Annotated in this window: 10 protein-coding genes and 1 pseudogene; 5 read left to right on the forward strand and 6 right to left on the reverse strand. The window is 38.4% G+C overall.

Translation table 11 applies throughout. From position 1 onward, the window contains the following. Positions 1-22: 22 nt before the first annotated feature. A complete protein-coding gene (locus EZ456_RS23695) occupies positions 23-1,384 on the forward strand; it encodes an acyl-CoA dehydrogenase family protein (protein WP_131534492.1) in 1,362 nt (453 codons plus the stop codon). Between the two features lie 393 nt (positions 1,385-1,777). Here EZ456_RS23695 and EZ456_RS23700 read toward each other — a convergent pair whose 3' ends face one another. Beyond that, positions 1,778-2,179 (reverse strand): hypothetical protein, encoded by a 402-nt coding sequence (locus tag EZ456_RS23700; RefSeq protein WP_131534494.1) that lies wholly within the window; start codon positions 2,177-2,179, stop codon positions 1,778-1,780. Positions 2,180-2,181: 2 nt separating this feature from the next. Then, positions 2,182-3,513, reverse strand: coding sequence for an L-lysine 6-transaminase (gene lat, locus EZ456_RS23705; protein ID WP_131534497.1), 1,332 nt, complete (start codon positions 3,511-3,513; stop codon positions 2,182-2,184). Between the two features lie 351 nt (positions 3,514-3,864). Here lat and EZ456_RS23710 point away from each other — a divergent pair, with 351 nt between their 5' ends. Beyond that, entirely contained in the window at positions 3,865-4,170 is a 306-nt protein-coding gene (locus EZ456_RS23710; protein ID WP_131534499.1) for a GNAT family N-acetyltransferase, read from the forward strand. A gap of 410 nt (positions 4,171-4,580) precedes the next feature. Here the strand turns inward: EZ456_RS23710 and EZ456_RS23715 are convergent, their stop codons facing one another. After that, positions 4,581-5,450: a 1-aminocyclopropane-1-carboxylate deaminase/D-cysteine desulfhydrase gene (locus EZ456_RS23715; protein ID WP_131534501.1), complete on the reverse strand. Its 870-nt coding sequence runs from the start codon at positions 5,448-5,450 to the stop codon at positions 4,581-4,583. A gap of 65 nt (positions 5,451-5,515) precedes the next feature. Beyond that, complete coding sequence (locus EZ456_RS23720) at positions 5,516-6,544, reverse strand: DUF6588 family protein (protein ID WP_131534503.1); 1,029 nt, start codon at positions 6,542-6,544, stop codon at positions 5,516-5,518. Positions 6,545-6,647: 103 nt separating this feature from the next. Between EZ456_RS23720 and EZ456_RS23725 the strand changes: the two genes are divergently transcribed. Both EZ456_RS23725 and EZ456_RS23730 read left to right on the forward strand, forming a co-directional pair. Further along, complete coding sequence (locus EZ456_RS23725; RefSeq protein WP_131534506.1) at positions 6,648-7,676, forward strand: RluA family pseudouridine synthase; 1,029 nt, start codon at positions 6,648-6,650, stop codon at positions 7,674-7,676. Between the two features lie 3 nt (positions 7,677-7,679). Further along, entirely contained in the window at positions 7,680-8,519 is an 840-nt protein-coding gene (locus tag EZ456_RS23730; protein WP_131534508.1) for an aminotransferase class IV, read from the forward strand. A 576-nt stretch (positions 8,520-9,095) separates the two neighbouring features. Here the strand turns inward: EZ456_RS23730 and fmt are convergent. Beyond that, on the reverse strand, positions 9,096-10,004 hold the full coding sequence (fmt, locus tag EZ456_RS23735) for a methionyl-tRNA formyltransferase (protein ID WP_131534510.1): 909 nt from the start codon (positions 10,002-10,004) through the stop codon (positions 9,096-9,098). An 88-nt stretch (positions 10,005-10,092) separates the two neighbouring features. Here fmt and EZ456_RS23740 point away from each other — a divergent pair, with 88 nt between their 5' ends. Beyond that, positions 10,093-11,136 carry a DNA topoisomerase IB gene (locus EZ456_RS23740; protein ID WP_131534512.1) on the forward strand — a complete coding sequence of 348 codons (1,044 nt, stop codon included), beginning with the start codon at positions 10,093-10,095 and terminating at the stop codon, positions 11,134-11,136. Positions 11,137-11,241: 105 nt separating this feature from the next. Here the strand turns inward: EZ456_RS23740 and EZ456_RS23745 are convergent. Further along, positions 11,242-11,525 (reverse strand): annotated as a pseudogene (locus EZ456_RS23745) (hypothetical protein); the annotation flags it as partial.

The raw sequence follows: 11,525 nt of genomic DNA on the forward strand, positions 1-11,525 counted from the left end.
GTTATTCTCAAAACGAATAATAATGGCGAATATATTCTCTTCTCTCAAAAACGCGTACAATCTTTTCAAACATGTAGATTTCGATAAGTTAGAAGCTTTATCGAAAAAAGTCGATTTACCCAAAATGGTCGAAACCATATCTAATCTGGATGATAAACAAATCCAGGGGATGATGAAAATGATGGGTGGATCGGGCAAAAAGAAAGAATTACCACCAATTGAAGGCGATTTCTACCATTTAGGTGATGAAGCCCTAAAAGATGAAGACCGTGCGCTTCAGTTAAAAGTACGTGCGTTTTTAGAAAAGGAAGTAAAGCCCATTGTTAATCATTACTGGAACAAAGCCGAATTCCCTTTCGAAATTATCCCAAAACTTGCAGAACTTAATATTTGTGGCTTAACCTATAAAGGTTATGGCTGCCCGGGGAAATCGAATTTGATGGAAGGAATTTTAGCGATGGAAATGGCGCGGATTGATACCTCGATTTCTACTTTTTTTGGTGTACAAAGCGGTTTGGCCATGGGATCAATCTATTTATGTGGCTCAGAAGAACAGAAACAACAGTGGTTGCCACTGATGCAGCAATTTAAAATTATCGGTGCATTTGGACTAACTGAACCTGAAGTGGGCTCGGCTGCTGCTGGAGGACTAACTACAACCTGCAAAAAAATAGATGGCAAATGGGTGTTAAATGGTCAGAAAAAATGGATCGGTAATGCCACCTTCGCCGATATCTTAATTATTTGGGCAAGAGATGAGGAAAGTGGAGAAGTGAAGGGGTTTATTGTGAAAAAAGATAATCCTGGTTTTGCCGTAGAAAAAATGCAGGATAAAATGGCATTGCGGATTGTGCAGAATGGCATTATCACTTTAACCAATTGCGAGGTTGAAGAAGTCGATCGCTTGCAAAATGCAAACTCTTTTAAAGATACTGCTAAGGTGCTACAAATGACAAGGGCAGGGGTTGCCTGGCAGGCTGTAGGTTGCGCTCGGGGCGCTTACGAAAATGCATTGGATTATACGAGGACCCGAGAACAGTTTGGCAAACCTATAGCTTCTTTTCAATTGATCCAAAACCATCTGGTAGAAATGTTGTCGAATTTAACGGCAATGCAAACGCTCTGTTTTCGCTTGTCACAACTGCAGGATCAGGGGTTATTAAAAGATGAACATGCCTCGTTAGCCAAAGTATTCTGTTCGTTAAGAACGCGTGATGTGGTAAGCAGAGCAAGAGAAGTGATGGGTGGAAATGGTATTTTGCTCGAATATAACGTAGCACGATTCGTGGCAGATGCAGAGGCGATTTATTCGTATGAGGGTACAAAAGAAATTAATACGCTGATTGTTGGACGGGCCATAACGGGATTTTCGGCTTTTGTTTAGGGAAGGAGAAACTCACGAAGTTTAAAAGGGCTAATGCGCTGGGGAAACTTCGTGAGTTTACAGTAGGGCTGGAATGGCTAATTAGTAGAAAGTAAAGGCAAGGTTTTTCTTCTTTTTTTGGAAATGAATGTCAGTATTTCTTGGCTGTTGTAGTCCTGCCATTCGCTTTATCCCGATGAAAAATCGGGATGCTCGCTGCTGTCAGGTTTATTTAACAGCGGTTTGTGTTCTGGACACCAACTTTGTGCCTAAACCCGATTGGCATAGATGCCGATTCTTCATCGGCAGAAACAAAAGCGGAACTGTAGTTGCCAAATGCACAGAAACCTTCATTTTCAAATCAATAAGAATTATATCTTTTAGGCAATCAACTTCTGGAATTTTACCCTCTGTTTAATACGGATGTTTATTAAATGCTACCTGACTCATAGCACTTTTTTCGTACAACGCAATGCAGGATTTGTTAAACTTTAGATCAAAATTTATTTCTCCTGGTTGCAATTTTTTTGGAATATTTTCGCTTTGCATGAAAAAGTAAACTTTTGTATTGCCGTATTTGGTATGGGGCATTAAATTGCCATAATCTTCCATTTCTTTCCATACAGAATCTTTAACCGTTACTACATAAATCCGTTGTACAGGGCCAGTGTTATTTGCATTCCTATACTTGACAATTTCTTTAAAACCAGCTTTCATATCCGCAATCCCAGGCTGATCAAAAATATCTTTAACCATAAAAAAAATCAATACTAAAATCCCCGCAACAAAGAAATAAACTAATGATTTTCTATTCATGCCTACAATAAAGGCAATATTTTATTTATAACCGTCAAGCCTTCGTCAATATGTTTTTGTTCGATGCAAAGTGCCGGACGAAAACGTATGGTTTTCTCACCACAGCCCAAAAACATCACATTGTTTTCCAATCCTTTTCCAATAAATGCATTACGCATTTCTTTTGTAGGGAAATCAAAAGAACACAACAAGCCTCTTCCTCGGACATTTGTCATTTGATCAAATTTATGCGATAAGCTTTCTAAGTTATCTCTCAAGTAAGCACCAACATTTGCCGCATTTTCACATAGCTGATCTTCCTTTACAATTTGTAAGATCTGCGTTGAACGGACCATATCCACGAGATTACCGCCCCATGTTGAGTTAATCCGGCTTGGCACTTTAAATACATTGGTTTCAACCTCATCTACTTTATGGCCAACCAGGATGCCACAAACCTGCATTTTTTTTCCAAAAGCCAAAATATCAGGTCTCGCTTTTTCGCTAAAATGCTGGTGGCACCAGAATTTACCCGTTAAACCAACACCAGTTTGCACTTCATCATAAATTAAGAAGGCATCATTTTCATCAGCCAAAGCCTTAAGTTGAATCAAAAACTCTTCCCGTAGGTGATTATCTCCACCTTCAGATTGGATTGGCTCTACAATTATGGCACAGATATCATCTTTGTGATCAACAAAAGCTTTTTTGATCTGAGCTAAAGATGTTTCTTCGGTTTGAACAGCATGACTTAAATTATGTCCAGAAAGTGGAAATTTAACTTCTGGAACAGCAACCCTTGGCCAATCGAACTTAGCAAACCACTTGGTTTTATCGGGCAGGGTATTGGTTAAGCTTAAAGTGTAACCCGTTCTGCCATGAAAAGCCCTTTCGAAGTGTAAAACTTTAAAGCCTTTTTCTTCAGTATATCCTTTTGCAAAGTTTTTCTGAACTTTCCAGTCCATGGCTACCTTAATTGCATTTTCTACCGCTAAGCCACCACCGGCAATAAAAAAAGCATGTGGCAGATAATCGGGAATACCAACTTTAGAAAATGTTTCAACAAACTGAGCATACTGTTGGGTGTAAACATCAGAGTTCGATGGATTGGCTAAAGCAGCGAGGAGAAGATTTTTTTTAAACGCTTCATCATCGATCATTTTAGGGTGGTTATAACCCAAAGGAACGGAAGCAAAACAAGTGAAAAAATCGAGTAAAGTTCTGTTGTATTTAGCATCGTAAATATAAGCACCATGACTCTTTTCCATATCATAAGTCAGGTCGAAACCATCGGCCAAAATGTGCTTACTTAACGATTCGTTAACGCGATCTGCAGGTACTGTTAATTGATACATAAACTTGGATTTGGTATATTCCAAATTTAGTTAAATGTGCCTAAAATCAAAATTTAAGCACTTTTTGTACGCTTTACATAAAAAATAGGTTTAAACTGTTTAAAGTATGATTATAGACAAAATCGGGTTTTGGACTTCACCAATGTGGAAAACTTTTTGTGAAAAAACTTCCCGAAAACGATTTTTAAAGTCAAATTTTAGGGTTATTAAAATTAATATTACGAATCACTGGCGATTAAAGAAATTAATAAATAAATCAGCAGATATTGGTTACCTTTAATTGATTTATCAGACATTTAATGCTGTATCGGTTGATTAGCATATTTTAAAAATATTATCGAATTAAGTATTATGGCAGAAGTTAAATTAAATATCCAAAAGGAAGAGCCTAGCGCATTTGAACTTTATGATGAAGGTGACAAATATGGAGAAATGGTTTTTGATATTCAGGGAGAAAATTTAACGGTTTATCATACCGAAATTGACCCGGAAAAAGAGGGCAAAGGTTATGCAAAACTATTGCTTGATGCGATGGTAAATTATGTACGGACAAATAACCTGAAGGTAATTCCACTGTGCCCTTACGTGCACCTACAATTTAAACGCCACGAAGAACTTTACAGAGAGATCTGGAACAAAGTGTGTGAAAGCGATTAATCGATAAATAATGCTTGAATTAAATTCGGGAAAGCTGCTTAGTCAAGTATTTTGATCTGGATATTTCCAGAAAACGTTTTAGTAATTGTTTTCATGCTATTTCGCTCGAAACCATCGAACAAGGTATTAATGTAGGCGTATCAAAGAAATTAAATATGCTTCAACAGCATTATTCAATGTGTGTAAATAATGCATCTTCATCTATTATTTAGTAGCCTTGCTCTATTTTTATTTCATTCGAAAGAAAATAGCAATACTTTTATAACAAGAATCAAATCAACGGGACGATTTAGAGATCTTATTGGGGTTCCTCAGCAATGAGGACCCTTTTTTTATTCAGGGCCAATAAGATTGATCAGATAGTTAAGCGCATCTGCAAAATGAAGTGGCATCAAAGATGGTATACCAGTTTAAAACTTATCCTTCATGCCAAAGAGGCCCATTAGCCCTCCCGTATGAATAGCTAACACTTTTTCATTTTTACCAATAACTCCTTGTTTTGCTAAGTCCTGGATGGCATAAAACATTTTTGCGGTATAAACAGGGTCTAAAAGCAGTCCGGTTTTTGAAGTAAAGGTTTTGATGAAGCTGATCAGTTCAGGAGTGGTTTTTGCATAGCCTCCAAAATGATAATCGAGGTGAAGTTCAAGATGGTTGGATATAGGTGTATATTTCGCTATTTCCTCTTTGATAAAGGAAGCACCTTTTAACACAGGTATAATATGGAGTTTTGTATTTAAACCATGTTGCTGGATCCCGCTCAATAAGCCTGCTGCTGTGGTTCCTGTTCCGGCAGCGCAAAATATATGATCGTATGGTTCTGTCAGTTCGTCAATTACCTCTGCACAGCCAATAGTGGCTTCAACTGATGCACCCCCTTCGTTTATAAAATAAGCTTGAGTGTCAGACGCAAAATATTGGTCAAACAATTTGTGTTTGTCCCGATAACTTTCTCGGTCGGTAAAAATGAGTTCCATCCCAAATAAACTGCACAGCAATAACATCTCATTTTTTACCTCTTCTCCACGTACAAAAGCAGTAGCAGTTAACCCGGATCTTGATGCTGCTGCGGCAGTTGCCACAAGGTGGTTAGAATAGGCGCCCCCGAAGGTTACCAGATGCGTTTTGTTTTCTGCTTGGGCCTTGGCTAAAATGTATTTGAGTTTACGCCATTTGTTGCCGGAAATATAAGGATCAATAAGGTCATCCCTTTTAACAAACAGGTTATTAAAAGGTGCAAATGTTATTTTATGTACAGGGCTATATATTTCTTCGAACACGTGTAAAAATAAAAAACACCTGAGTATTTCAGGTGTTTTTAAGCATTATTATATTCGAAAATTAATTATTTGCCGATACCAAAACCGAAACCAGCATTAACCATACTGTATTTTGCCGCAGTATATGAACTGTAAAACTTAAAGAAACCAAACTTCAACTGAAAGCCTAAACTTCCTCTTACGCCATCAATATCGGTTTGTTTCACTGAAATTGGATCAATATAAGTGGCATTGCTGGCACCATCTTCAAATTTATAAGTACCAAGCGCCTTTAAATTGGTGTTCGAGGTTTGGTAACCGATGCTGGCAAAAGGGGTGAAAAACAAGATTTTTTTAGAAACGATGGCATCAAAATTTACGCCATTGAATTTGGCATCAATACGCTGATCTGAATTTGCAGTATTATTGATATTCAAAGGTAAATTATATTTGTACTGGGTAAAGCCTCCTGCTATTGCAATATCTACAGGAATTAATTTCTCTGTAGTTGAGCCCATAAAAAGAGGTAAAAGTTCAACTTTTGCACCGAAACCGATCATCGATAAGCTACCTAAATCGCTACCTAATTTAATTTTTGGCATTGCTCTTAAGGTAACATCAATGTTTTTGGGTAAGCCCAAAGTAGCCTGTATCTGCAATGATGGAACAACATGGAAACCTACACCTTGAGGAAGGTTGAAAAACTTACCTGTAGGGATACCACTGCTTGTATAAATTTGCATTTTGCCACCTTCATTATCATCCCCAAATGCCGTCGGACCAATAGATGATGCTCCTGGAGCAGGTTTAATGTTGTTTAACCCTAATGCATTTACATCATAACTTCTGCCTGATTGTGGAACAAAAGCTGCCGATCCCGAAACCCTTAGATCGAACTTTAAAAATCCTTTCGATTTGGCCGTGTTCGACCATCCATCTGTCAATCCTAAGCCTAAACCTTTGTACAAAGGATCAAAATAGGCATTAACCAGTTTGGTTGCATCTGCGGGGCCTCCAACAAATAGGCCTCCAACATCTTGTTGAGCACTCGCTTTTTGAACCATCACCAATAAAAATAAGGCGCATAACGCCTTTAAAGAGTAGCATTTTTTCATATAAATAATTTAGAATGTTTTGATTGAGCGTAAAGATAGCGCTGTTTTTTCGAAAACTGCAATCATTGAAAAATTCTTGGAGTTAAAAGTTTATTTTTGCGCCATGGAAAATGTGGTCGAATTGCAGGAATCAGAAGAGCAGGAATTATATGAACATTTAAAAATAGTTGTCGATAAAGGGCAGTCTTTGCTGCGTATCGATAAATTTTTGATGGTGCGTGTAGAAAATGCCTCCCGAAACCGTATTCAAAATGCAATTGATGCTGGGAATGTACTGGTTAATCAGAAACAGATAAAAGCGAGTTATAAGGTTAAACCTTATGATGAAATATCTATTGTTTTACCTCATCCACCGCGCGATACCGAAGTTTATCCTGAAGATTTACCATTAGACATTATTTACGAGGATAGCGATCTTTTGGTCGTAAATAAAGCTGCCGGGATGGTTGTACACCCTGGTTTTAATAATTATACAGGAACCTTGGTTAATGCTTTGGCATTCCATTTTGAGCAACTCCCCCAGTTGCCCGGTAATGATGGCAGGCCAGGATTAGTTCACCGCATTGATAAGGATACCTCAGGTTTATTGCTGATCAGCAAAAATGAAAAATCGATTACGCACCTCGCACGTCAGTTTTTTGACCACAGCATTACCCGTAAGTATATTGCACTGGTTTGGGGCGATATCGAAAACGATGGAACGGTAACTGGTTACATTGGCAGAAGTGTGAAAGACCGCCGTGTGATGGATATTTACGATGATGAAGAAAAAGGTAAATGGTCTGTAACGCACTATAAAGTATTAAAGCGTTTGGGTTATGTTACCTTGATCAGTTGTGAGCTTGAAACTGGCCGTACGCATCAGATCAGGGCGCACATGCAACATGTTGGTCATCCACTTTTTAACGATGCGATGTATGGTGGCGATAAGATTTTAAAAGGGACTACGTTTAATAAGTACAAACAGTTTGTAGATAATTGTTTCGAATTGTTGCCCCGTCAGGCTTTACATGCGCAAAGTTTGGGTTTTATCCACCCAACTACTAAAGAATACGTGTATTTTGAATCGCCATTGCCGCCCGATTTTAAAGCTGGATTAACCAAGTGGGAAAATTATATCGCTACATCATAAAATATGCTTCAGGAGTACCTTTTATTTAATGATGAATTTCAGGCGGTAGATGCCCCGATTTTAACGGCTTCGAACAGAAGTTTCAAATTTGGCGATGGACTGTTCGAAAGCATGCGGATGATTAATAATAAGCTGCAATTTGCCGACTTACATGCCGATAGGTTAACAGCTGGCATGAAAGCGCTAAAAATAGACGGCCATGCTTTAATGGACGATTATTTTCTGCGCCAAAAAACTGCCGATTTGGCCAAACGCAACAAATGGAATGGCAATGTTCGTTTCCGCCTTTCGGTTTATAGGGGGGGAGCAGGCGTTTACACACCCGAAATCAATAAAGCAGGTTACATTTTAGAAGGCATTCCCTTAAAAGCATCCACCTACGAGTTGAACAGCAAAGGTTTGATCATTGATGTTTTTGATGAAATGACCAAACCCGTTAATAGGCTCTCGAATTTTAAAACAGCCAATGCACTGCTTTATGTAATGGCCGGACTTTTTAAAAGCCAGAACCGCTTAGATGAGGCGATGATCCTGAACCAATATGGTTTTCTTTGCGAAAGCATCAGTGCCAATGTTTTTGTAGTATATAATAAGCACATTTATACACCCTCATTGGCTGAAGGTTGCATTAGTGGTGTAATGCGTACAGCCATTATGCAGTTGTGCAAAATGAACGATATGCCTTTAATCGAAGCGCAGATTAACCCCGAAATATTAAAAGAAGCTGAAGAAGTTTTTATCACCAATGCTACGCAAGGTATTCAATGGGTAATGGGTTACGGCAGGAAACGTTATTTTAACGAGGTGTCGAAATTTTTGATCGATAAACTGAATAATTTATAGCACTATCTCATGGTTTGTTGCTCGCAGATCACCTTGGTAGTCATGCTGAATTTAGTTCAGCATCTATCATGTCCTTAAAAACTGTTCAAATTTTTTGTAAAGCAAAGCTTGTGGTGCTTCGGTACCGATAGTCCCGGCCTTTGCTTAATCCCGATAGAAGGAATCGGGATAACGCTGCCGGTCGGGTTTATTTAACAACGGACAGTTCTACTATGCAATTTAAACCCAAATAATTGCACTTGTGTAGCCACCTAAACCCGATCAAAGCGAGATGCCAATCCTTCATTGGCAGAAGCGGGAGCGGGGCTGCAATAACCCAAAAGCTACTACAATTGCTTTCCAAAAAGAACTGCTGCATATAAAATACTAATCTTCACCCTTACTGGAGTACTGCAAAATGGAGGAGCCATTTTATTATCTTAAAGGAGGCTGTATCATAAATATAGAATTGTCATCCTGAGCCTGTCGAAGGACCTGCTTAAATACCCTGTAAAGCGTTTCGACAAGCTCAACGTGACAAGTTCGAATGGAATCACAATATGATACAGCCTCATTTGACGACCTTTCATAGATAAATTACAACCGCATTCCTCTTAAAAAATCTTCAATCAGCATCCGTTTTTTACCTTCGTACTGGATATCTAAAAGCTTGATAAAGCCATCTTTTGCTGCAAATTTTAAATAAGTTTTTCCATCGGTTAAAAAGCCTCCGGCTGCAATGCCTGGTTCTTTATTTTCTATTTCGGCTTTAAATACCTTTAAATTTTTCTCGTTAAGTGAGGTAAAAGCAGTTGGGTAAGGGCTTAAGCCGCGGATTAAATTATGAATGGTTTGCACCGGACTATTCCAGTCGATCTTGCAATCTTCCTTAAAAATCTTTGGAGCATGTTTTAAATCACCATTTTCTGGCTGCGGTTGCTCCGTTATATTGCCGGCTTCAACAGCATGAAGCGTTTTTACCAAGAGATTTGCGCCAACAATCATCAGTTTATCGTGCAACTCACCCGCAGTTTCGTCGTCGGCAATGGGAACGCTATCGCTAAGGATAATATCGCCCGTGTCAATTTCCTGTTTAAGGAAAAATGTAGTTACGCCGCTTTCTTTCTCTCCGTTTATAATCGCATGGTTAATCGGGGCTGCACCACGGTATTGCGGTAACAGCGAACCATGTAAATTTATGGTTCCTTTAGCTGGCATCTTCCAAACTATTTCTGGTAACATCCTAAAAGCCACTACCACTTGTAAATCGGCTTGATAAGCTCTTAATTCCTCAATAAACTCGATATTCTTTAATTTTTCAGGCTGTAAAACAGGAATTCCTTTTTCTACTGCATATTTTTTTACTGCACTTTCATTCAGTTTTTGGCCACGGCCAGCAGGTTTATCTGGCGCAGTAACCACTGCAACTACATCAAAATTGGCTTGTACCAAGGCATCTAAAGAGGCTACCGCGAAATCGGGTGTGCCCATAAAAACTATTTTCATAAGAAAGTGTTGTGTTTTAAAATAATGCGGCTACCCGCGTTAAAGTTTTGCAAAATAACTAAAAATAAACCCATACTTATAGGCAAAAATGGTACAAGGCAAAGATGTTGTTCGGGCAAGCGGATTGGTATATGTAACTGATGCGCTACCTGGGATTTACCGTAAAGGGAAACCGGGTAAATTTCATTACGAAGATAAAGATGGGAATAAAATCACCGAAGAGAAACACCTCGACCGGATAAAAGCATTAGTTATTCCACCCGCATGGCAAAATGTATGGATTGCCAATAGGCCAAATGCATACCTGCAGGTTACAGGCATTGATGCTGCTGGTAGGAAACAATATAAATATCACGCAAAGTGGACAAGCCGTAGATCGGAGGATAAATATTTTCGTTTATTGGAATTTGCAAAAGCATTGCCCAATGCGCGGAAAAATCTGGATAAAGACCTCCGCAGGAAAGATTTCGACGAACGCAAAGTATTGGCCATTTCGGTAGATGTACTCCAAAAAACATTAATCCGAGTTGGTAATGAAAGTTATAAGCAACTGTATGGTTCTTTTGGTTTAACTACGCTTAGAGATAAGCATGTTAAAATAAATGGCAGTACAATCACCATGGATTTTGTGGGTAAAAAAGGTGTTCAGCAAAAAGTAGAGTTAAATGACCGGTCGCTTGCAAAACTGGTCAAGAAATGCAGGGATATCCCCGGGCAGGAATTATTTCAGTTTTATTCGAATGGGAATGAGCATAAAAGTATCGATTCGGGTAAAATAAACGCTTACATTAAAGAAATTACAGGTAACGATTTTACGGCAAAGGATTTTAGAACGTGGGGAGGAACGTTAGAAGCATTGCGCCAGTTTTCGAAGTGTAGTGCTGATGAGACTTTTAATTTAAACTCCAAAAAAGCTATTGTTACTGTTTTAGATTGTGTGGCGAAAAAATTGGGCAATACCAGAGCTGTTTGCAAGAGTTCTTACGTATATCCATTATTGCTCACTGCTTACGAAAACGATGAGCTTGGCAAATACATAAAAAAAATGAACAACAATAAAGTAACAGGTAAATTGGATTTAGCACACGATGAGAAAGTTTTATTGTCGTTTTTAAAAGCTAATAGTAAATAGTACTATATCATAAAAAATCATTTCAAGTTTTATTTTATTGCATAAAAATCAATATGAATGACGTTTATTATCAGTAACGTGCTGTATATAATTCCCCTCTTTCAGCTAATCTTTACACACATCTTTGTGTTCCATTACTTGTGCATAAACTATAAATTGTTGGTTGAATTTATCTAACCCCTCTTTGATTGTGATATATCCTGGTGGACCATGAGATTTATATCCGCTCCATCCTGCCAGTCTAGCTAATAACCATGTGGCCCAAGCCAGGGTTTGCTTTTTGTATGGATTTTTCTGTAATTCTGTGCCTCCTTCCACTCGTTGTCTTACCATATCTAGATAATCTATTTGGTTCGAACTGAATACATCTGCTGCCTGCATCGATTCAT

It is taken from the genome of Pedobacter psychrodurus (assembly GCF_004331735.1).
Lineage (GTDB): Bacteria > Bacteroidota > Bacteroidia > Sphingobacteriales > Sphingobacteriaceae > Pedobacter > Pedobacter psychrodurus.